The following is a 21,827-nucleotide window of genomic DNA, read 5'->3' as shown; positions in this document are numbered from 1 at the left end:
CTCACACTACAGCACGGTGCAACAGCACCTCGAAAACAAAACGGCTGCCGACGTACGCCAGCAACAGCGCGACGAACGACGCCAGCACCCAGCGCAATGCCGCACGGCCGCGCCAGCCGGAAACCTTGCGCGCGGTCAGCAGCGCGCCGAACATCACCCAGGAAAGAATCGCGAACACGGTCTTGTGATCGAGCTGCAGCGCACGGTCGACCAGTTGCTCGCTGAACAGGATGCCCGACACCAGCGTCAACGTCAGCAGGACGAAACCCGCGCCGATCAGACGGAACAGCAACTTTTCCAGCGTGAGGAGCGGCGGCAGCGTATCGAGCCAGCTCGACAGCCAGCCGTTGCCCGCCGCGGCCGTATGCCGCTGCGCGACGCCGCCGCGCATGGCGTGCAGACGCCGCTCGACCAGCAGCATCAGAACGGCGTGCAGCGCCGCGATCGCGAACAGACCGTACGCGATGTTGGCGATCAGAAAGTGCAGCTTGAACATCGGCGCGGCGGAATACGGCAGCACGCGCACACCGTTGAACGCGAGCGGCAACAACGAGGCAACGCAGGCGAGCGGCAATACCAGCAGGCGCAGGCCGTCGAGCGGAAAAAAAAAGCTCTCGATCCAGTAGATGCCCGCGCCCAGCCAGAACATGGCCGACAGCGCGAACGCGAAACCGAACACCATCGCGTTTTGCGGAAAGATGGTGGTATGGAGCAGCACACCGTGGGCCAGCAGTGCCACGAACAGCAGCGCGCGACCCGAGCCGCTCATGCCCGACGCGGCCGACGGCGTAGACAGGCGCGCCGCGGCAGCGGGCACCGGCGGCACGCTTTCGAGCACGGGGCGCACGGCGGCTTGCCGGTGCGAGCGCCAGCCGGCCACGGCTAAACCGCCATAGAGGAGCGCAGTGAGGGCATACAGTACAATATCCATATTCGAAGTTTACACTAGGCCCCTACTCCGCGACGTCTTCTGCTTCGCGCGCTGCCCGGGCCGCACTGTTCATCGCTCCCCATGCTCGACAATCTGACTCAACGGATGGCGCGCGTCGTCAAGACGCTGCGCGGCGAAGCCCGGCTCACCGAGGCGAACACCCAGGAAATGCTGCGCGAGGTGCGTCTCGCGCTGCTCGAGGCCGACGTGGCGCTGCCCGTCGTGCGCGAGTTCATCGCCAAGGTGAAGGAAAAGGCGCTCGGCGAGGAAGTCATCAGCAGCCTGTCGCCGGGCCAGGCGCTGGTCGGCGTGGTGCAGCGCGAGCTGACCGCGATCATCGGCGGCGACTACGAAGGCAAGGCGGTCGAGCTGAACCTCGCCGTCACGCCGCCGGCCGTCATCCTGATGGCGGGCCTGCAAGGTGCCGGCAAGACGACCACCGTCGGTAAGCTCGCCAAGCTGCTGCGCGAGAAGTACAAGAAAAAAGTACTGACCGTGTCGTGCGACGTTTACCGCCCCGCCGCTATCGCGCAGCTGAAGACCGTGACCGAACAGGTCGGCGCGGATTTCTTCCCGTCCGAGCCGGATCAGAAGCCGGTCGACATCGCGCGCGCCGCCGTGGACTGGGCCAAGCGCCACTATCACGACGTGCTGCTGGTCGACACGGCCGGCCGTCTCGGTATCGACGAAGCGATGATGAAGGAAATCGCCGCGCTGCACACCGAGCTGAAGCCGGCGGAAACGCTGTTCGTCGTCGACGCGATGCTCGGACAGGACGCGGTGAACACCGCCAAGGCCTTTAGCGACGCGCTGCCGCTCACCGGCGTGGTCCTCACCAAGCTCGACGGCGACTCGCGCGGTGGCGCGGCGCTCTCCGTGCGCCACGTCACGGGCAAGCCGATCAAGTTCGTCGGCGTCGCGGAAAAGCTCGACGGGCTCGAAGTCTTCTACCCGGATCGCATGGCGAACCGGATTCTCGGCATGGGCGATATTCTCGCCCTCGTCGAAGAAGCACAACGCGGCGTGGACGTCCAAGCTGCGCAGAAGCTCGCCGACAAAGTCAAGAAAGGCGGTGACTTCGATCTGAACGATTTCCGTGCGCAACTGACGCAAATGAAGGGCATGGGCGGCCTGTCGTCGCTGATGGACAAACTGCCCGCGCAATTCCAGCAGGCCGCCGCCGGCGCCGACATGGGTCAGGCCGAGAAGCAGATGCGCCGCATGGAAGGCATCATCAATTCCATGACGCCGCTGGAACGCGCGAAGCCCGACCTGATCAAGGCCACGCGCAAGCGCCGCATTGCCGCGGGCGCGGGCGTGCAGGTGCAGGAAGTCAACCGCATGCTGAATCAGTACGATCAGATGCGCACCATGATGAAAAAGCTCAAGGGCGGCAATCTGCAAAAGATGATGCGCGGCATGAAGGGCATGTTGCCCGGCATGCGCTAAGCTTTAGCAAGACGGCGGCGCGCGCGTTCCGCGCATGGTCCAGGGAACGCGCGGCTGACTCCGGATTCGTGCGGGTTTGTTCTGTATCGCGCGCCGCCGATCCCACCCACACTATGTATACAGTTACCGCCTGTCAGACGTCATGAACCGCGAAGAAGCTCTCCACATTTTTAGCCACTCCGAAGAAATCGTTTCGGCCGACGACGTCAACGCGTCGATCAGCGGCATGGCGGCCGCCATCCGCGACGAGATGAGCGAGGACTTCCCGCTCGTGCTGTCGGTCATGGGCGGCGCGGCGGTCTTCACCGGCATGCTGTTGCCGCACCTCGATTTCCCGCTCGAGTTCGACTACATCCATCTCACCCGCTACCGCAACACCACCAAGGGCGGCAATGAGATGCAATGGCGCGTGGCGCCGGCGGAGTCGGTGAAGGATCGCGTCGTGCTGGTGCTCGACGATATCCTCGACGAAGGCGAGACGATGGCCGCGATCCGCGACCGCATTCTCGCGATGGGCGCGAAACGCTTCCTGAGCGCGGTGCTGTGCGAAAAGATCATTCCGAAGGCCAAGCCGCTGCGCCCGGATTATTGCGGGTTCGAAGTGCCTGACCGTTATGTGTTCGGCTGCGGCATGGATGCGAAGGGTTACTGGCGTAACCTGCCCACGATTCGCGCGCTGACCGAGGGCGCGTAAGTTACCTGATTTTCTCGCCGCCGCCTGGTGTATCGCGGCGTGTCGATGAGACGAAAAAGCGGCCCTCATGGGGCCGCTTTTTTCATGGGAGATCGCGGGGCTTTGCTGCGCTGTCCGTATTGCGTTGCGCTAAGCGTTGCGAGACTCGGATTATCCGGCGCGACAGCGAGCGCCTTTCAAAGTTGATGCACGAACGACCGGATACCGCCGAGCATCATCTCCACCGAAATCGCCACCAGCACGAGCCCCATCAAGCGTTCGAAGGCCATCATGGCGCGCTCGCCGAGCCACGCCTGAATGCGCTCGGCCAGCATGAGCACGATCGCGCAGACGATCATCGTCACGGTCAGCGCGCCGATCCACTCGAACATCTTGCCGGGCGCCTGCGACGTCAGCAGCATCACGGTGGCCAGCGCTGACGGCCCCGCGAGCGCCGGAATGGCGAGCGGCACGATCAGCGGTTCGCCGCCGCGCGTGTCGCCGCCGAACGGACCGTCCGGGTGCGGAAACACCATTCGGAGCGCGATGAGGAACAACACGATTCCACCGCCGATGCGCAACGACTGGTCGGTCAGGCTCATCGCGCGCAGAAAGCCGTCGCCGACCACCATGAAGATCAGCAGAATCGCGAAAGCGATCGCCACCTCACGGAGAATGACGACCGTGCGCCGTTTCGGCGACACGCCGCGCAGACAGCTGATGAAGAGCGGAATGTTGCCGAGCGGGTCGGTGATCAGAATCAGCAGGATGGTCGCGGACAGGAAGGTGTACTCCACCGTCCGCTCCGCTTAGCGCGCCAACGCTGCGCGAACCTTCCCGATCACCGTTTGCGCGGCGTCTTCGATCGGCAGCAGCGTCGCCTCGGCGTCGCGGCGGCCCTGGTATTCGAGCTTGCCGTCCTTGAGGCCACGGTCGCCGATCACGAGACGATGCGGCACGCCGATCAGTTCCCAGTCGGCGAACATCACGCCGGGGCGCTCGCCGCGGTCGTCGAGAATCACGTCGATGCCCGCTTCGACCAACGTTGCGTACAGCGTGTCGGCCGCCTCGCGCACGGCTTCGCTGCGGTCATAGCCCATCGGGCACAGTACGACTTCGAACGGCGCGATCGATTCCGGCCAGATGATGCCCTTGTCGTCGAAATTCTGTTCGATCGCGGCGCCCAGAATACGCGTGACGCCGATACCGTAGCAGCCCATTTCCATCGGCCGCGGCTTGCCCGTTTCGTCGAGGCAGGTCGCGTTCATCGCTTCCGAATACTTGGTGCCGAGCTGGAACACGTGGCCCACTTCGATACCGCGGCAGATGTCGATCACGCCCTTGCCGTCCGGCGACGGATCACCTTTCTTCACGTTGCGAATGTCGGCGACGACCGGTTCCGGCAGATCGCGGCCCCAGTTCACGCCGGTGGTGTGGTAATCCACCTCGTTCGAGCCGACCACGAAGTCGCTCATGTTCGCGACCGTGCGATCCGCGACGACCTTGACCGGCTTCTTCGTGCCGATCGGACCGAGGTAACCCGGCGGCGTACCGAAGGTTTCGATGATTTCAGCCTCGGTCGCCATGCGGAAGTCGGCCAGCCCCGGCAGCTTGCTCGCCTTGATCTCGTTCAGATCGTGGTCGCCGCGCAGCATCAGCAGCCAGATGGTCGGCTCGGCGCCTTCGTTTTCGGTCGCGAGAATGATCGACTTGATGGTGCGCTCGAGCGGAATGTTCAGGAGCTCGGCCACCGCTTCGCACTTCGCCTTGCCCGGCGTGGCGGTCTTCTTCATCTCTTCGGCGGGCACCGCGCGTTCCGCGTAGAGCGGCAGCGCTTCGGCCGCTTCGACGTTCGCCGCGAAGTCGGAGGTCGGGCAGTAGGCGATCGCGTCTTCGCCGGTCTCGGCGATCACGTGAAATTCGTGCGAGCCGCTGCCGCCGATCGAACCGTTGTCCGCCGCCACCGCGCGGAAGTCCAGACCGAGGCGCGTGAAGATGCGCACGTACGCGTCGTACATCTTGCGATACGACTCGCGCAGGCCATCCATGTCCTTGTCGAACGAGTACGCGTCTTTCATGATGAACTCACGGCCGCGCATCACGCCGAAACGCGGACGGATCTCGTCGCGGAACTTGGTCTGGATCTGGTAGAAGTTCACCGGCAACTGGCGGTAGCTCTTGATCTGATTGCGCGCAATGTCCGTGACCACTTCCTCGTGGGTCGGTCCGATCACGAAATCGGACTGCTTGCGATCCTTGAAGCGCAGCAACTCGGGGCCGTATTTTTCCCAGCGGCCCGATTCCTGCCACAACTCGGCCGGCTGCACCGCCGGCATCAACAACTCGATCGCGCCTGCGCGGTTCATTTCTTCGCGAACGATGGCTTCCACCTTGCGGATCGAGCGCAGGCCGACCGGCAGGTAGTTATAGATACCGCCGGCGACGCGCCGGATCATGCCGGCGCGCACCATGAGCTTGTGGCTGACGATCTCTGCGTCGGCGGGAGCTTCTTTCAGGGTACCGATAAAGAAACGGGAAGCTTTCATTCAGATTTTCCAAAAGCGGCGGCTCCGGAGGGACCGCCCGAAAGGTGAAAACGGTGGGAATATCGACACAGATCCGGTCCGGGCCAGCGCGGTCAGCTCGACACCGTGCACGGCGCCGCTCGCCCGCAGCGCCGAAGCCGCCGCGCAAAGCCTTTGCACAAGGGATAAGGCACGGAAAGACTGACAGGCTACCGCAAACGCGGGCCTTTTGCGGCGAATCGTTCCAATCTGGTGCGAATCGGTGCGTCGGGTCCGTTATCTGTTTATAATCAAAGCAATTTTAAAGGATTCGAAGGTGGTTGTATGCTGGATCGTGAAGGCTTTCGCCCGAACGTCGGCATCATCCTCTTGAACGCGCACAACGAGGTGTTTTGGGGCAAACGGCTCCGTGAACATTCCTGGCAGTTTCCGCAAGGGGGCATCAAGTACGGAGAGACCCCCGTGCAAGCGATGTATCGGGAGTTACACGAAGAAACCGGGCTGCTTCCTGAGCACGTCAAGGTGATCGGTCGCACGCGCGACTGGTTGCGTTACGAGGTGCCTGACAAGTTCATCAAGCGCGAAGTACGCGGTCATTACCGCGGCCAGAAACAAATCTGGTTTTTGCTCCGGATGGTTGGACGCGACTGCGACATCTGCTTGCGCGCCACCGACCACCCTGAGTTCGATGCATGGCGCTGGAACGAGTACTGGGTGCCGCTCGACTGTGTGATCGAGTTCAAGCGGGATGTGTATCAGTTGGCGCTGACGGAGCTATCCCGTTTCATGCGCCGGGCTGCGCCGCGTGCGGAAAAACCTGGCGGGCACCATGGGCCGCGCTATCCCCGGATAGCGTCGTCCATGGAGAGTCCGCCGGATTCCACGGTGATGACGGTGACTTCTGTGACCACCGTCAGCATCGAAACATCGGTTCACGCAACGTTCGCGTCCGATTGCGGTCCGGGCTCCGGGTCAACGGCCGAAGTAGGCGCCGCGCCGGAGCCGGAAGACGAATCGGCGCGCGAAACGGCCGGCTCGTTGTTCCGCTCGGGCGTGCGCAATTAACAACTCTGTGCGGCTGTCCACGCCGCCACTCCCTGGCGCGGCTCGTCGAGCCGCGCCAGTGTTTCGAGGAAATCATATTGAAAGCACTTGCTCTCGTCGTGGCGTGCGTCGCCACGGGCGCCCTGCTGGCTGGCTGTTCGAGCGCCGGCAAACCTACCAATAAAGACGACAGCGCGTTTACCTATTTGCTGGATCGGCAGGGCAATTGGGTGGAAAACAAAGTGGACACCCTGCCGCCTCTTCCGCAAGACGCCAATCTGCTGCCTTTCGAAGTCTCCGGCAATACGCCGCTGCAGTTCGCGGTCGATCGGAATTCGCTCACCGTCGGTACAGACGGCGTGGTTCGTTTTACCGTCGTCGTGGCAAGCCCGAGCGGCGCTCGTAACGTGATCTATGAAGGGATTCGCTGCGACACGTATGAGTGGCGCCAATACGCGAGCCTGAATTCAGATCACGACGGCTGGGACACGACGGTTGCGAACGATTTCACGCGCATCGAGAATGGCGCGCTGAACGCCTATCAGGCGGCGCTGTATCAGGATTATCTGTGCGCGAACAAGATGCCGATGGGTAACGCGAAATCGATTCTGGAGAACATCCGGTACAAGCGCACGGCAAGTTCGTTGATCCACTGAGATACTTTGCCGGGCGCGCCTCGAGTCCGGGCGCGTTTGGGTAGTAGACAAGAAAAAGCCGTTCCAGCTTCCTGCTGGAACGGCTTTTTTGTTTGCCGTGTTCGTGTGCGCGCGCCCGCGCCGGTCAGTGACTCAGACCAGCACCAGATTGTCGCGGTGAATCAACTCAGGTTCCAGCATATAGCCGAGCACCGATTCGATTTCGCCACTCGGACGCCGCTGGATCAGCTTGGTTTCGGCGCTGCTGTAGTTCGTCAGGCCGCGCGCCACTTCACGCCCCGCGGCATTGAGGCAGGCAATCACTTCGCCGCGCGCAAACGCGCCCTGAACGCCGACGATACCGATGGGCAGCAGGCTCTTGCCGCCGTCGGTGAGCTTTTCGACTGCGCCGTCGTCGATCACCACATGGCCACGCACCTGCAGATGATCGGCCATCCATTGCTTGCGCGCGGCCATTCGTGCCGTGCGCGCGATCAACTGCGTGCCGATCGCCTCTCCCGAAGCCAGCCGCGACAGCACGTCCGCCTCTCTCCCGCTCGCGATCACCGTGTTGGCGCCGCTGTGGGCCGCGCGCTTGGCGGCGAGGATCTTGGTCAGCATACCGCCGCGCCCGAGGCTCGAACCCGCGCCACCCGCCATGGCTTCGAGCTCCGGCGCGCCGGCATCGGCCTGCTGGACCAGCGTGGCGGACGGATCCTTGCGCGGGTCGGCGGTGAAGAGCCCCTGCTGATCGGTGAGGATAACTAGTGCGTCGCCCTCGATCAGATTCGCGACGAGCGCGCCTAACGTGTCGTTGTCGCCGAATTTGATTTCGTCGGTGACGACCGTGTCGTTCTCGTTGATGATCGGCACCACGCCCAGGCGCAGCAACGTGAGCAGCGTGGAGCGCGCGTTCAGATAGCGTTCGCGGTCGGCCAGATCGGCGTGGGTCAGCAGAATCTGCGCAGTTTGAATGGAGTGCTCGGCAAAACGGCTTTCATAAACCTGCGCGAGCCCCATTTGGCCGACGGCCGCCGCCGCTTGCAGTTCGTCGATCTCGCGTGGCCGCTTGGTCCAACCGAGCCGTTGCATTCCTTCGGCAATGGCCCCCGAACTGACGAGCACCACTTCCTTGCCTTGCGCGCGCAGGGCGGCAATCTGCGCGGCCCAACGGCCGATTGCAGCATGATCGAGGCCGCGCCCGTCATTCGTGACGAGGCTCGAACCGACTTTCACTACCAATCGCCGTGAATCTGCGATGACGGAACGCATTGTGCGCAGTCTCCCAAGATGACGCGTGATCCAGACCGGCCCCCCTCGGGCGCCGGCGCTCGAGCTTTCTTATTGCTGCGGGTCGGCGGTGGAGTCGTCCGCTGCGACCGGGTCTTCGGGCTTCGCGCGAAAACGCACGTCGGCGGCGAGATCTTCGGCTTCGGCCGCGCGCTGTGCGTCCGAATGCGCGGCGATGTGGTCGAACACCGCGTAGCAAAGGTTTTCACAGCCCTGGCCGGTCAGCGCCGAGATTTCGAACACCGGGCCGTCCCAGCCGAAGCCCTCGAGAAAGGCCGAGACACGCGCTTCGCGCTCGTCTTCCGGCACCATATCCAGCTTGTTCAATACCAGCCAGCGCGGCTTTTCATACAGCAGCTCGTCGTACTTGCGCAATTCGTTGACGATCGCCTTGGCTTCCGCGACCGGATCGACCGATTCGTCGAACGGCGCAAGGTCGACGATGTGCAGCAGCAAGCCCGTGCGTTGCAGGTGGCGAAGGAACTGGTGACCGAGGCCCGCGCCTTCCGCGGCGCCTTCGATCAAGCCGGGAATGTCCGCGATCACGAAGCTCCGGCTCGGCCCGACACGCACCACGCCGAGGTTCGGCGCGAGCGTGGTGAACGGGTAATCGGCGATCTTCGGCCTTGCGTTCGACACCGAAGAAATAAACGTCGACTTGCCGGCGTTCGGCATGCCGAGCAGACCGACGTCCGCCAGCACCTTCAATTCGAGGCGCACCATGCGGCGCTCGCCCGGCTTGCCGTCGGTCTTCTGACGCGGCGCGCGGTTCGTGCTGGACTTGAAATGCAGGTTGCCGAGACCGCCCGCGCCGCCCTGAGCGATCTGCACGCTCTGGTTGTGCTCGGTCAGATCAGCGATCAGTTCGCCGGTTTCCATGTCGGTGATGGTGGTGCCGACCGGCATGCGCAGCGTGATGTCGTCGCCGCCCTTGCCGTAGCAGTCCGCGCCGCGACCGTTCTCGCCGTTGCGCGCGAGGTGTTTCTTCGCGTAGCGGTAGTCGATCAGCGTATTGATGTTGCGGTCCGCAACCGCGATCACGCTGCCGCCCCGGCCGCCGTCGCCGCCATCCGGGCCGCCGAACGGAACGAATTTCTCGCGGCGCATCGACGCGCTGCCATCCCCTCCGTCGCCGGCGATGACTTCAATCCTCGCTTCGTCAATGAACTTCATGCGTAACTCCGTCCCGTGGTGTGCTGCCAGATAGTGCTGCTAGATTGGGTTGCTACTGAATAATGCTATTTTGCCGCGCCCGCCGTGAGCTGATCAATCGACCGAACGGCATAGGCATGCGGTATGAGCGCATGGATTCACGCCCAGTTCATCCGGCGAAAAACCGCCGGAATAAAAAAAGCCCCGCTAACTTCGCGGGGCCTTTTTTCCGGTCCTGAAGCCCGTGCCTGAGTAAGCTCAGACTGCTGCCGGGACGACGTTGACCGTGTGCTTCTTCGCTGCGCCCTTCGTCGAGAAATTGACGTGGCCGTCCGTCAGCGCGAACAAGGTGTGATCCTTGCCCATACCGACGTTTTCGCCCGGGTGCATACGCGTGCCGCGTTGACGAACGATGATGCCGCCGGCGTTGATAGCCTGACCGCCGTAAACCTTCACGCCGAGACGCTTCGATTCAGAGTCGCGGCCGTTGCGGGATGATCCGCCTGCCTTTTTGTGTGCCATTTGATTTGCTCCTTAACCGGTGCGCTTACGCGTTGATCGCGTCGATGCGCAGTTCGGTATAGTTCTGGCGGTGGCCGCCATGCTTCTGGTAGTGCTTCCGGCGACGCATCTTGAAGATGGTCACTTTTGCGTGACGACCTTGCGACACGACGGTAGCCTTGACGGAAGCCCCACTGACCAGCGGCGTACCGAACTTAATCGATTCGCCTTCGCCCACTGCGAGAACCTGGTCGAGCGTGATTTCAGCGTCAATGTCTGCCGGTATCTGTTCTACTTTAAGTTTTTCGCCGACGGCAACTTTATACTGCTTGCCACCGGTTTTTATGACCGCGTACATTGAGAACCTCACTCTGTGTTCATTTTTCCCACGCACCGCGCGCGGAAACCCGTGATTATACATAGAGTTAGCTGCTCGGTCAAAACTCATTGAGCGCCGCCGCGCGTAGCACCCGGCGCCCTGCCGCACGCCTCGGCGCGCGGCCCTGCCACAGCCCCGGAGCGCGCCGCGCCGCAGCCAGCGACCCGGAACTGTCGCGATTCGCCTTATAATTCGCGGCACTACCCAATTCAGCCATCATGTCGTCGACTGCCACCCCCTCCTCCAACGCCGCCAGCCTGCTCGCTCCGATCGCCGAAGACATGCAGCAGGTCAATCGCGTCATACGGCACCGTCTTGCGTCCGACGTGATGCTGATCAACCAGATTTCCGAGTACATCATCAGTGCCGGCGGCAAGCGGCTGCGGCCCGCGCTGCTGTTGCTGGTGGCCGGCGCGCTGGGCGAAACCACGGGGCACCGGCACGAATTGGCGGCGGTCGTCGAGTTCATCCATACGGCTACGCTGCTGCACGACGACGTGGTCGACGAATCCGACCTGCGGCGCGGCCGCCAGACCGCCAACGCGCTGTTCGGCAATGCCGCGAGCGTGCTGGTAGGCGATTTCCTGTACTCGCGCTCGTTCCAGATGATGGTCGGCGTGGGCAAGATGCGCGTGATGGAGATTCTGTCGGAGGCGACCAACATCATCTCCGAAGGTGAAGTGCTGCAACTCCTCAACATGCACGACGCCGACGTGGACGAAGCCCGCTATATGCAGGTGATTCGCTACAAGACCGCCAAGCTGTTCGAAGCCGCAGCCCAACTCGGCGCGGTGCTGGCCGGCTCGGACGCAAAAACCGAAGCGGCAGCGGCGGAGTTCGGCCGGCGCATCGGCACCGCGTTCCAGATCATGGACGACTGGCTCGACTACACGGGCACGGCCGAATCGATGGGCAAGAACGCCGGCGACGATCTTCGCGAGGGCAAACCCACACTTCCGCTGATCTATCTGATCGAACGCGGCACGCCGGAGCAATCGGCGCTGGCACGGGAAGCGATCGAGCAAGGCGGCACGGACCGTTTCGACACCATTTTCGAGGCGATCACTCGGTCCGGCGCGCTGGATCACACGCTCGAATGCGCGAAACAGGAAGCTCAGGCAGCCGCAGCAGCAATTTCTTCGTTTCCCGATTCCATTTTCAAAGATAGCCTGCTAGAATTATGTTCTTACTCGACGGCAAGACAGTCTTGAACGGGACTGAAAGGCCGGCTTAGTCTGAATCGAGTCCGCAGTACAAATCGGGGTGTAGCTTAGCCTGGTAGAGCGCTACGTTCGGGACGTAGAGGCCGGAGGTTCGAATCCTCTCACCCCGACCAGATTCGCCTTGTTAGTTCAAGGCTCAAAAAACCGCCCAGCTTGCTCGGCGGTTTTTTGTTTTTGGCTTGCAGATATCCTTCCATCGTTTCGCACGTCATTGCGTTTCACCCGCGTGCCCCGAGCCGCTGCCGTTGCCGCCGCCCGCCCTGTCTTCAGCCGCCAGCCCCGACGGCTCGCGCAAGCCCCTCTGCTATATTCTCTCCATCCTTTCCCCTACTCCTTCACGACGCGTGGAACAACTTCCCTTATGGGCGCAGATCGGCGCCGTCTTTCTGTTGCTCATCTGCTCGAGCTTCTTTTCGAGTTCAGAAACGGCGATGATGGCCATCAACCGCCACCGCCTGAAACATCTTGCCAACCAGAACGCGCTTGGTGCAAAGACCACTCAGGGCCTGCTGGCGCACACCGATCAACTGCTAAGCGTGGTGCTGATCGGCAACAACCTCTTCAACACCGTCATTCCGGTGCTCACCACCTCGATCGCGCTGCACACATTCGGGCATAACAACGTGGTGCTGTCGATCGCGACCGGTATCGTCGCGTTTCTCATTATCGTGTTCGCGGAGATCACGCCGAAGATCGTCGGCGCGACGTTCCCGGAAAAGATCGCACTGCCTGCGAGCCTGCTGATCGCGCCGATGATGCGCGTCGCCAGGCCGCTCATCTGGTTCGTCAATCTGTTTGCGAACGGCATCCTGCGCGTGCTGCACATCAATACGAAAGGCGCGCGCGATCAGCGTCTTTCGACCGAAGAGCTGCGCACCATCGTGCTCGAGTCCGGCAGCTTCATGCCGACCAAGCACCGCAGCATTCTGCTGAATCTGTTCGACCTCGAAAACATTTCCGTCGACGACGTGATGATCCCGCGCCGCCGCATCGAGGCGCTCGATTTCGACGCGCCGTTCGAACAGATCCTGCATCAGTTGGAAACCTGCTATCACAACAAGCTGATTGTCTACCAAGGCGACATCGACCGGGTGCTCGGCGTGTTGCACGTGCGCAAGACACTGGCGGCGCTGCACAACCAGGAACTCGAACGCGAGACGCTGCGCGAACTGCTGGCCGAGCCGTACTTCGTGCCGAGCGGCACACCCGTGTTCCAGCAACTGCAATACTTCCAGGAGAGCCGTCACCGCACGGCGCTCGTCGTCAACGAATACGGCGAGTTGCAAGGCCTCGTCACGCCGGAAGACATTATCGAAGAACTGATCGGTGAATTCACCACGTCGATTCCGCGTAGTGCCAACTCGCGCGGCGGCTGGAACGAGAAAGGCGAATGCATCGTGGCGGGCAGCATGCCGCTGCGCGAGTTGAACCGCTGGCTGCAACTCACGCTGCCCACCGACGGGCCGAAAACGCTCAATGGCCTGATCCTCGAAATTCTCGAAGACATTCCCGACGGCGACGTGTGCGTGCAGATCGGCGAAGTCAAACTCGAAGTCATGCGTAGCGACGATCAGGCAATTCGCACCGTCAAGCTGTTCAAACCGCCGGCGCGCGCGAAAGCCGGCAAGGTATTGCGCAGCTAAACGCGACACGGCGCAGCATCGCACATGCATGCGGGGCGCGCCATTAGCCGAACGGCTGAATGGCGGCACCCAGCGACGTACCGGAAGATGAAGCGGTTGTGTTCTACAGGCGGCTCATCACCGGTTCCTCATGCAAGCTTCGTTTCAACCCGCGGCGGCATCGCCGCGTCCCATCCCAACCGCTCACGAGATCGAAGTCCGGACGAAGCCGAAGGCATTCGCCCGCGACGCCGGCACAGCAAGTCTCGCCCATTCCGACGACGCCCCCGCCGTGCGTCTGCTGACCGAGACGTTGCAGGAGGCAACCCGCCGCAACGCGTCGGACCTTCACATCGAACCGGCGGAACACGGCTGGCGCGTGCGCTTGCGTATCGACGGCGTGCTGCACGAGATCCCGCCGCCGCCCGCGCATCTGCGCGATGCATTCATTACTCGCGTGAAGGTGCTCGCTCGCATGGATATCGCGGAGCGGCGCGTGCCGCAGGACGGGCGGCTGCGCATTTCCACGGCGCCCGGCCGCGTGGAAGACTATCGCGTCAATTCGCTGCCCACGCTGTTCGGTGAAAAGCTCGTGCTGCGCAGACTCGACGCACTGCCCGCCGATCTTTCACTCGACTCGCTCGGCCTCGATGCGCGCCAACGCGACACGGTCGATGCCGCGATTCGAGCGCCGCACGGCCTCGTGCTCGTCACCGGGCCCACCGGGAGCGGCAAGACGCTGTCGCTTTACTGCTTCCTGAACCTGCTCAACGGCGAAGCGCGCAATCTGTGTTCGGTGGAGGATCCCGCGGAGATCCAGCTGGCCGGTATCAATCAGGTCAGCGTGCGCGAAAAAGCCGGGCTGACTTTCGCGGTGGCATTGCGCGCCTTTCTCCGGCAGGATCCCGACGTCATCATGGTCGGCGAAATCCGCGACGAAGAGACCGCCGATGTCGCCGTGAAAGCCGCGCAAACCGGCCACCTCGTCCTGTCGACCCTGCACACGAACGACGCGCCCGCTGCGATCGCACGCCTGATCGATATCGGCGTGGAACCATACAACCTCGCGGCCGCGTTGCGGATGGTGACCGCACAACGGCTGGTGCGGCGCCTCTGCGCAGCGTGTCGCGTGCCTGCGCCGCAGTCGGCGGCGGCGCTTCGGGCAGCGGGCTTCACCGTGTCTCAACTCGACGGCTGGCAGCCCTACGCCGCCCGCGGATGCGCGGCGTGCCACGGCATCGGGTATCGCGGCCGCGTCGGCGTTCATCAGGTGATGCCCGTGTCCGATGCGATGCGCGAACTGATCGTGGCAAGCGCCGGCACACATGAACTGGCGCGGCTCGCGCAGACTGAACAGGTGGCCACTTTGCGAGACGCCGCGTTGGCCCGTGTGCGCGACGGCACCACCAGTCTCGCTGAAGCGCTCGCCGCCACCGAGGTCGCATGAACCCCGCCGCGACTCACCGGCCGCTAGATGCCGACATGCGTTTCAAATGGCGCGGCGTCGACGCCGACGGCGCGCAAAAAAGCGGCTCGCTCATTGCACCGGACGCGGCCACCGCACGCGCGGTGCTTAAACGCGACAATCTCTTTGTCACCGAGCTGACGGCGCACGGACCGGCACCGCGCCCGAGCGCCCGCGCAGCGGACATCACGCTATTCACCCGGCAGCTCGCCAGCCTGCTGCGCGCCGGCCTGCCGCTCGCGCCCGCGCTGGATCTGCTCGCGCAAGCGCAAACTTCACGCCGTCAGGGCATGCCGAGGATCGTCGGCGCTCTCGCGCGCGACATCACCGGCGGGCTGCGTTTCTCGGCGGCGTTACAGCGGCATCCCGCGCAGTTCAATGCGCTGTACTGCCAGCTCGTCGAAGTCGGCGAGGCGGCCGGCGCGCTCGCGGCAGTCCTCGCCCGCATCGCCGAGGACCGCGAACGCGCCGCCGCGCAGCGCGCCAAAGTGCGCGCGGCGCTGACCTATCCCGTCGCGATACTCGTGCTGGCCTTGGCGATAACCGCCGCCTTGCTCGTGTGGGTCGTGCCGACCTTCAAACAGATCTTCGACGGCTTCGGCGCCAGACTGCCCGCGCCGACGCAATTCGTACTGGCGTTGTCGTCGGGCGTGGCGCAATGGAGCGTACCGGCATTCGCCATGATCTTCGCGGCCAGTTCGGCAGCGACGTTTCTGCTGCGACGTTCCGAAGCGGCCCGCATCCGGTTCGCGCGCGTATCGCTGACAATACCGGTTGCCGGTCCGCTGCTGCGCACGTTGTGCGCAGCGCGCTGGAGCCGCGCGCTCGGCACGTTGCTATCGGCCGGCACACCGCTCGCCGACGCGTTCGATTCGCTGACCCACGCCACCGGCAACGCCTTCTTCGACCGGGCCACGGCGGAAATCGCCGCGCGGCTTCGGCGCGGCGAGCGCCTCGCCGCCGCCATGCGCGAGGCGCACTGCTTTGCGCCCGAGGTCGTGCAGCCCATCGCGGTTGCCGAGGAGTCCGGAGCACTCGACACCATGCTGATCGATGTGGCGTCGCTCGCCGATCGTCAGGTAGACGAAAAGATCGGCACGCTGTCGAGCCTGTGCGAGCCCCTCGTCATCATCGTGCTGGGCACGCTGGTCGGCGGCCTCGTGATCGCGATGTATCTTCCCATTATTCAACTTGGCAACGTGGTGTAGGATCGCAGCCGAATCCATTATTTATCCATGCGGGCGACAACTCTTCTCGTGCCAGACACTTCTTCCAGCCTGCTGTCGGGCCTATTGCCCGGCCGTATCGATCACTTCGCAACCGGTCTCGGTTTCGCGTTCGGCGGCTTGCCCACGGGGCTGCAGATGACGTTCGCCGTCGTGTTCGGCCTCGTGATCGGCAGCTTTCTGAACGTGGTCGTGCATCGGCTGCCCATCATGCTCGATCGCGCATGGCGAGCGGAATTCAGCGAGGCCGCCGGAAAACCCCTGGAGCAGGACGGTCTGCCGGAACGCTACAACCTGTGGGTGCCGCGCAGCGCCTGCCCTCATTGCGGCCATGTGTTGAGCGCGTGGGAGAATCTCCCGGTGCTGAGTTATGTGCTGTTGCGCGGGCGTTGTTCCGCGTGCAAGGCCCATGTGAGCCTGCGCTATCCGCTGCTCGAACTTGCCAGCGCGGCGCTCGCGGCCGGCTCGCTTGCGCTGTTTGGCCCGACCCTCACGGCACTCGCCGCTTTCGGATTGTGCGCTGCGCTGCTCGCCATGAGCGCGATCGACATCGACACCCATCTGCTGCCCGACTCGTTGACGCTGCCGTTGCTGTGGGCGGGCATCATCGTCAACTTCAACGGCATGTTTGCGAATCTCCACGACGCGGTGCTCGGCGCGATCTTCGGCTATTTGGTGCTGTGGGTCGTGCATTGGCTGTTTCGCCTCGCACGCGGCGTCGAAGGCATGGGCTACGGCGATTTCAAACTGCTCGCGGCGCTCGGCGCGTGGCTCGGCTGGGCCGCGCTCCCGCAGATCGTGCTGATCGCGGCGGTAGCCGGCGCCGTGGTCGGCTTGCTGGCAACGTGGCGTGGCCGCATGCGCTTCGAAGAGCCATTGCCTTTCGGACCGTTTCTCGCGGCAGGCGGCGCACTGACGCTGTTTCTCGGCACACCGCTTTATCTGGCTCTGGGAGGCTGAAGCATGTTTGTTGTCGGATTGACCGGCGGCATCGGCAGCGGCAAATCGACTGTCGCCGACCTGTTTGCCGCGCACGGCGTGCCGCTGGTCGACACGGACCTGATCGCGCATCGCATCACCGCCCCGCATGGCGTTGCAATGCCGCAGATCGCTACCGAGTTCGGCGAAGCGTTCGTCGCCCCTGACGGTTCGCTGGACCGCGCCCGCATGCGCACGCTCGTATTCAGCGACGACAGCGCGCGCAACCGCCTCGAGGCCATCACGCATCCGTTGATTCGCGCGGAAACCGAGCGCGAGCAGCGCGAGGCGCAGGGGCCTTACGTGATCGTGGTGGTGCCGTTGCTGGTCGAGTCCGGCAGTTGGAAAACCCGGGTGAATCGCGTGCTGACGGTGGACTGCAGCGTGGAAACGCAGATTTCACGCGTGATGAGCCGCAACAATTTCAGTCGCGAACAGGTGCTGGCGATCATCGCCCGTCAGGCCACTCGCGAAGCGCGCCTTGCCGCGGCCGACGACGTGATCGACAACGACAACGTGCCGCTCGACGCGCTCAAGGCGCAAGTCGACGCACAGCATCGCGTGTATCTATCGCTTGCCGCAGCATGAGGGCGACGCGTCATTCCGGGAAATCCCGGTTGAACTTCGCGGCGATGCGCATGCCAAAAGCGCGTTGAAAACCGCCCGAAACACGCGAAAAAAGTTGCGAATGCGCGCTGAAAAAGTGCGTGATTGCTAGGGTAGTCTCACGGCATTAGAATGTTCTGCATTCCCGTCACCGACCACGCCCGAGGCGAGCCCGCTTGATCCTTTACGAGTATCCCTTCAACGAGCGAATCCGGACGCTTTTGCGCCTCGAAGATCTGTTCGAGCGCTTCACGTTCTTTCTGACTCAGGAAGACGCCAGGGAACATCACGTCGCACTGACCACGCTGTTCGAAATCTCCGAGGTTGCGGGTCGGGCGGATCTGAAGTCGGATCTGATGAAAGAGCTCGAACGCCAACGGCAAACGCTGGCGCCGTTTCGCGGCAATCCGGGAATCGAACAGAACGCGCTTGAGGCCGTACTCGGCGAGATCGAGCAAACCCTCGCGGGCCTGGCGCAAATGCAGGGCAAGACCGGCCAGCATCTTGCGGACAACGAGTGGCTCGCCAGCATCCGCAGCCGCGCGATCATTCCGGGCGGCACCTGCAAGTTCGATTTGCCGTCCTACTACGCGTGGCAACAGATTCACCCCGATCAGCGCCGCCAGGACATCGCCAAGTGGGTGACGCCACTGCTGCCGCTGCGCGACGCTGCCACCATCGTTCTGCGGCTCGCGCGCGAATCCGGCCAGGCGTCGAAGGTCATGGCCATGCAGGGCAGCTATCAGCAAATGCTGTCCGGCCGTTCGTATCAATTGATGCAGGTACGGGTGGCACCGGAATTGCGCGTGATTCCCGAGGCGAGCGCCAACAAGTACATGCTGTGGGTGCGCTTCACCGTGCAGGACGGCGATCTGCGTCCGCGTGCGGTGGATGTCGACGTGCCGTTCCAGCTCACGCTTTGCAGCCTGTAGCAACGCTCGCAAGCCCGTTATGTTTGCCCGGTAATGCCCGGACAGAAGGGGCGCGCCTTTAAAGCGGCGAGAAATGCCCCTATATTCGTTACTTGTTCTGTTTGCGATTGACTGCCTGACCGTATGCCTACTGTCGTCAAATGCCCCACTTGCGGAAAGGAAGTCCGCTGGACACCTGAAAACCGCTTCCGCCCCTTCTGCTCCGACCGCTGCAAGCAGATCGATCTCGGCGCCTGGGCCGCTGAGAAGTACAAGATCGGTGGATCCGAGCAGGAAACCTCGTCGGACGAGACGCCTGGCGGGGATTACACCCCGCATTGAGCGTGGTTCGCTGTTGGGGTCGCGCAGACAGGGGCTGCTGGTGCAGCACCCCCTGTCTGCGCGCGCGGCATTGCTGATTGGCGACTCTGATCGGCGTTGCCCACCCAGCGCCAGCCAACCGCGCACCGCCATTTCTTTTTTCCCCTGTCAGTTCTTCTCGGCCGCGAGCCACTCCAGCACGGGGATGGTCGCCGGCAAGAGCGGCTCGACATCGGCAGGCAGCGTCTGCCAGACAAACGCCTGGCCTTCGCGGCCGTGCGGCTCGCCGGACCACCGCGTCACCTTGCAGAAAAAGAGTCGCACATAGGCATGCGGGTAATCGTGTTCGAGCGTATGCCAGAGATGGCTCGCCTCGACGTCGATACCCAGTTCCTCGTGCAACTCGCGGGCAAGCGCGGCCTCGACCGACTCGCCCATTTCCAGCTTGCCGCCCGGAAACTCCCAGTAACCCTCGTACGGCTTGCCGGCGGGGCGCTGCGCCAACAGATAGCGCCCGTCGGGCTGAACCAGCACGCCGACGGCGACTTCCGTCACTTTGCGGCCGGCGGCGTTCTTCTGGGTGTCGTCGCTCATGCCAACGCTCATGCTGAGGTCTTGCGGCCGGACCAGTCGCGCGCGAACTGCCACGCCACGCGCCCCGAACGCGAGCCACGCTCCAGTGCCCACACCAGCGCATCGCCGCGCGCCGCTTCGACTTCGGCGTCGTCGCAGCCGAAATGCCGCAGCCAGTGCGCGATGATCGACAGGTAGTCGTCCTGTTTGAACGGATAGAAGCTGACCCACAGCCCGAAACGCTCGGACAGCGAGATCTTTTCCTCCACCAGTTCACCCGGGTGAATCTCGCCGTCGGCCGTGTGTTTGTACGTCTCGTTGTCGCTCATGTATTCGGGCAACAGATGGCGGCGGTTCGACGTCGCGTAAATCAGCACGTTGTCCGACTGGGCGGCGATCGAGCCGTCGAGCGCGACCTTGAGGGCCTTGTAGCCCGATTCGCCGTCTTCGAACGACAGATCGTCGCAAAACACCACGAAGCGCTCCGGCCGCTGCGCGATCAGGTCGACAATGTCGCCGAGATCGTGCAGATCGTCCTTATCCACTTCGATCAGACGCAGGCCGTCTTTCGCATACGCATTCAGGCACGCCTTGATCAGCGACGATTTGCCGGTGCCGCGCGCGCCGGTGAGCAGCACGTTGTTGGCCGGCTGCTTGTGCACGAATTGACGCGTGTTCTGCTCGATCAAACCTTTCTGGCGATCGATGTTCTGCAGGTCGTCGAGCGTGATCGCCGAGATGGCCGGCACCGGCTGCAGGTAGCCGCGCCCCTGGCGCTTGCGCCAGCGGAAGGCGACCGCCGCCGACCAGTCGATATCCGGTGCGGCGGGCGGAAGCATGGCCTCCAGGCGGACGAGCACGGCTTCGGCCCGCGTCAGAAACTGTTCGAGTTTGTCCATGGCTGTGTGGAGAGCGGCCCGCAGGCCGCCTTAAAACCCCAATGAGAAACCTGGTTACGAACGATAGTCGGCGTTGATGCTCACGTAGTCGTGCGACAGATCGCAAGTCCAGATCGTGGCTTGCGCATCGCCGCGGCCGAGTACGACACGGATGCCGATCTCGCTCTTCTTCATGACGCGCTGGCCGTCTTCTTCACGGTAGGCCGGATTGCGGCCGCCGGCAGTCGCGACCAGCACGTCGTCCAGATACAGATCGATCTTGCCGACGTCGAGATCGTCCACGCCGGCATAGCCGATGGCCGCCAGAATGCGGCCGAGATTCGGGTCCGATGCATAGAAGGCCGTCTTCACGAGCGGTGAGTGGCCGATCGCGTAGGCGATCTGGCGGCATTCGCCGACGCTCGAACCGCCTTCGACATGCACGGTCATGAATTTGGTCGCGCCTTCGCCGTCGCGCACGATCAGTTGCGCGAGGGTCTGAGCGACTTCCGTCACCGCGTCGCGCAACGCTGCATAAGCGGGCGAGTCGGTGGACGTGATTGCCGGCAGGCTCGATTTGCCCGATGCGATCAGGATGAACGAATCGTTGGTCGACGTATCGCCGTCGATCGTGATGCAGTTGAACGAACGGTCCGCTACGTGCTTGACGAGCGCATCGAGCACCGGCTGCGCAACGGCGGCGTCGAACGCGAGAAAGCCGAGCATGGTCGCCATATTCGGCTTGATCATGCCGGCGCCCTTGCTGATGCCGGTCAGCGTGACCGTGTGGCCCTCGATCGTGACCTGGCGCGACGTGGCCTTGGGCAGCGTGTCCGTGGTCATGATCGCCTGTGCGGCGTCGTACCAGTTCGCTTCCTTGCGGTTGGCCAGCGCAGCCGGCAGACCCGCCTTCAGACGATCGACCGGCAGCGGCTCCAGAATCACGCCCGTCGAAAACGGCAGCACCTGCTCCGGCGTGATATCCGCAAGACGCGCGAGCTCGGCGCAGGTTTCGCGCGCCGCCACGAGGCCGGGTTCGCCCGTGCCCGCGTTCGCATTGCCAGTGTTGATCACCAGCGCGCGGATCGGCTTGCCGCCTGCGCGCACGCGGTCCAGATTCTCGCGGCAAACGGTGACGGGCGCCGCGCAAAAACGGTTCTGCGTGAACACGCCGCCGACCGTAGCGCCTTCGCCCACGGAAATGACGAGCACGTCCTTGCGGTTCGGCTTGCGGATATTCGCCTCCGCCCAGCCGAGCGAAACGCCGGCGACGGGGTGGAGTTGAGCGGGATCGATCGAGGGGAAATTGACAGCCATGGTCGCGACCTGTCGAAGAAAATGCCGGCAGGCGCCGGCATCGAGGGAAACGGAAACTGATGGCCCGGGGGTGTTGCCGGACCACCGCGAAATCAAGGCAAGGTGCCGCGCAACACGACGCGGCGCGC

22 protein-coding genes and 1 tRNA gene are annotated in these 21,827 nt (G+C 63.4%); 13 read left to right on the top strand and 10 right to left on the bottom strand.

The genetic code is table 11. The features are described 5' to 3' along the window. Window position 1 precedes the first annotated feature (1 nt). Window positions 2–931 (bottom strand): cytochrome C assembly family protein, encoded by a 930-nt coding sequence (locus CJU94_RS07775; RefSeq protein WP_095418193.1) that lies wholly within the window; start codon window positions 929–931, stop codon window positions 2–4. A gap of 81 nt (window positions 932–1,012) precedes the next feature. Between CJU94_RS07775 and ffh the strand changes: the two genes are divergently transcribed. Next, a complete protein-coding gene (ffh, locus tag CJU94_RS07770) occupies window positions 1,013–2,380 on the top strand; it encodes a signal recognition particle protein (RefSeq protein ID WP_095418192.1) in 1,368 nt (455 codons plus the stop codon). Between the two features lie 142 nt (window positions 2,381–2,522). Beyond that, on the top strand, window positions 2,523–3,074 hold the full coding sequence (locus CJU94_RS07765; RefSeq protein ID WP_007180337.1) for a hypoxanthine-guanine phosphoribosyltransferase: 552 nt from the start codon (window positions 2,523–2,525) through the stop codon (window positions 3,072–3,074). 176 nt (window positions 3,075–3,250) lie between these two features. Here CJU94_RS07765 and CJU94_RS07760 read toward each other — a convergent pair whose 3' ends face one another. Then, on the bottom strand, window positions 3,251–3,850 hold the full coding sequence (locus CJU94_RS07760) for a MarC family protein (protein WP_095418191.1): 600 nt from the start codon (window positions 3,848–3,850) through the stop codon (window positions 3,251–3,253). Between the two features lie 12 nt (window positions 3,851–3,862). After that, window positions 3,863–5,599 carry a proline--tRNA ligase gene (locus CJU94_RS07755; protein WP_095418190.1) on the bottom strand — a complete coding sequence of 579 codons (1,737 nt, stop codon included), beginning with the start codon at window positions 5,597–5,599 and terminating at the stop codon, window positions 3,863–3,865. A 303-nt stretch (window positions 5,600–5,902) separates the two neighbouring features. On the opposite strand from CJU94_RS07755, the gene CJU94_RS07750 reads away from it, so the two are divergent. Further along, on the top strand, window positions 5,903–6,643 hold the full coding sequence (locus CJU94_RS07750; RefSeq protein ID WP_095418189.1) for an RNA pyrophosphohydrolase: 741 nt from the start codon (window positions 5,903–5,905) through the stop codon (window positions 6,641–6,643). Between the two features lie 77 nt (window positions 6,644–6,720). Continuing rightward, entirely contained in the window at window positions 6,721–7,278 is a 558-nt protein-coding gene (locus CJU94_RS07745; RefSeq protein ID WP_095418188.1) for a CNP1-like family protein, read from the top strand. A 132-nt stretch (window positions 7,279–7,410) separates the two neighbouring features. Here the strand turns inward: CJU94_RS07745 and proB are convergent, their stop codons facing one another. The 4 genes from proB to rplU all read right to left on the bottom strand — a co-directional run bounded on the left by proB (window position 7,411) and on the right by rplU (window position 10,558). Continuing rightward, window positions 7,411–8,529 (bottom strand): glutamate 5-kinase, encoded by a 1,119-nt coding sequence (gene proB, locus CJU94_RS07740; protein ID WP_095418187.1) that lies wholly within the window; start codon window positions 8,527–8,529, stop codon window positions 7,411–7,413. 69 nt (window positions 8,530–8,598) lie between these two features. Continuing rightward, on the bottom strand, window positions 8,599–9,720 hold the full coding sequence (gene cgtA, locus CJU94_RS07735) for an Obg family GTPase CgtA (protein WP_095418186.1): 1,122 nt from the start codon (window positions 9,718–9,720) through the stop codon (window positions 8,599–8,601). A 237-nt stretch (window positions 9,721–9,957) separates the two neighbouring features. Continuing rightward, entirely contained in the window at window positions 9,958–10,221 is a 264-nt protein-coding gene (gene rpmA / locus CJU94_RS07730) for a 50S ribosomal protein L27 (protein ID WP_095418185.1), read from the bottom strand. Between the two features lie 25 nt (window positions 10,222–10,246). Then, complete coding sequence (gene rplU, locus CJU94_RS07725) at window positions 10,247–10,558, bottom strand: 50S ribosomal protein L21 (protein ID WP_007180329.1); 312 nt, start codon at window positions 10,556–10,558, stop codon at window positions 10,247–10,249. 239 nt (window positions 10,559–10,797) lie between these two features. Between rplU and CJU94_RS07720 the strand changes: the two genes are divergently transcribed. The 9 genes from CJU94_RS07720 (at window position 10,798) to yacG (ending at window position 18,952) form a co-directional block, all read left to right on the top strand. Continuing rightward, window positions 10,798–11,790: a polyprenyl synthetase family protein gene (locus CJU94_RS07720; protein WP_011489900.1), complete on the top strand. Its 993-nt coding sequence runs from the start codon at window positions 10,798–10,800 to the stop codon at window positions 11,788–11,790. A 48-nt stretch (window positions 11,791–11,838) separates the two neighbouring features. After that, window positions 11,839–11,915: transfer RNA gene (locus CJU94_RS07715), tRNA-Pro, on the top strand. 231 nt (window positions 11,916–12,146) lie between these two features. Then, complete coding sequence (locus CJU94_RS07710) at window positions 12,147–13,445, top strand: HlyC/CorC family transporter (RefSeq protein WP_095418184.1); 1,299 nt, start codon at window positions 12,147–12,149, stop codon at window positions 13,443–13,445. A 130-nt stretch (window positions 13,446–13,575) separates the two neighbouring features. Further along, window positions 13,576–14,871 carry a GspE/PulE family protein gene (locus CJU94_RS07705; RefSeq protein ID WP_095418183.1) on the top strand — a complete coding sequence of 432 codons (1,296 nt, stop codon included), beginning with the start codon at window positions 13,576–13,578 and terminating at the stop codon, window positions 14,869–14,871. Next, window positions 14,868–16,097 carry a type II secretion system F family protein gene (locus tag CJU94_RS07700; RefSeq protein ID WP_095418182.1) on the top strand — a complete coding sequence of 410 codons (1,230 nt, stop codon included), beginning with the start codon at window positions 14,868–14,870 and terminating at the stop codon, window positions 16,095–16,097. The genes CJU94_RS07705 and CJU94_RS07700 overlap by 4 nt, the downstream gene beginning before the upstream one ends. Window positions 16,098–16,124: 27 nt before the next feature. Then, complete coding sequence (locus CJU94_RS07695; RefSeq protein WP_095418181.1) at window positions 16,125–17,075, top strand: prepilin peptidase; 951 nt, start codon at window positions 16,125–16,127, stop codon at window positions 17,073–17,075. Window positions 17,076–17,078: 3 nt separating this feature from the next. Further along, window positions 17,079–17,681 carry a dephospho-CoA kinase gene (gene coaE, locus CJU94_RS07690; RefSeq protein WP_095418180.1) on the top strand — a complete coding sequence of 201 codons (603 nt, stop codon included), beginning with the start codon at window positions 17,079–17,081 and terminating at the stop codon, window positions 17,679–17,681. Window positions 17,682–17,875: 194 nt separating this feature from the next. Further along, window positions 17,876–18,631, top strand: a complete 756-nt coding sequence (gene zapD / locus CJU94_RS07685) for a cell division protein ZapD (protein WP_095418179.1) — start codon at window positions 17,876–17,878, stop codon at window positions 18,629–18,631. Window positions 18,632–18,754: 123 nt separating this feature from the next. After that, window positions 18,755–18,952 (top strand): DNA gyrase inhibitor YacG, encoded by a 198-nt coding sequence (gene yacG / locus CJU94_RS07680; RefSeq protein WP_095418178.1) that lies wholly within the window; start codon window positions 18,755–18,757, stop codon window positions 18,950–18,952. Between the two features lie 147 nt (window positions 18,953–19,099). Here the strand turns inward: yacG and mutT are convergent, their stop codons facing one another. The 3 genes from mutT to argJ are packed head-to-tail and all read right to left on the bottom strand — an operon-like array spanning window position 19,100 to window position 21,699. Further along, complete coding sequence (mutT, locus tag CJU94_RS07675; RefSeq protein ID WP_095418177.1) at window positions 19,100–19,525, bottom strand: 8-oxo-dGTP diphosphatase MutT; 426 nt, start codon at window positions 19,523–19,525, stop codon at window positions 19,100–19,102. A gap of 8 nt (window positions 19,526–19,533) precedes the next feature. After that, the gene (locus CJU94_RS07670) at window positions 19,534–20,403 is read right to left on the bottom strand and encodes an ATP-binding protein (protein ID WP_095418176.1); all 870 of its coding nucleotides are present in this window, start codon (window positions 20,401–20,403) and stop codon (window positions 19,534–19,536) included. A gap of 54 nt (window positions 20,404–20,457) precedes the next feature. Next, on the bottom strand, window positions 20,458–21,699 hold the full coding sequence (gene argJ / locus CJU94_RS07665) for a bifunctional glutamate N-acetyltransferase/amino-acid acetyltransferase ArgJ (RefSeq protein WP_095418175.1): 1,242 nt from the start codon (window positions 21,697–21,699) through the stop codon (window positions 20,458–20,460). Window positions 21,700–21,827 lie beyond the last annotated feature (128 nt).

The organism is Paraburkholderia aromaticivorans, assembly GCF_002278075.1.
GTDB lineage: Bacteria > Pseudomonadota > Gammaproteobacteria > Burkholderiales > Burkholderiaceae > Paraburkholderia > Paraburkholderia aromaticivorans.
The sequence above is the reverse complement of the archived record's forward strand: the minus strand, read 5'-3'. Positions and strand labels throughout refer to the sequence as shown.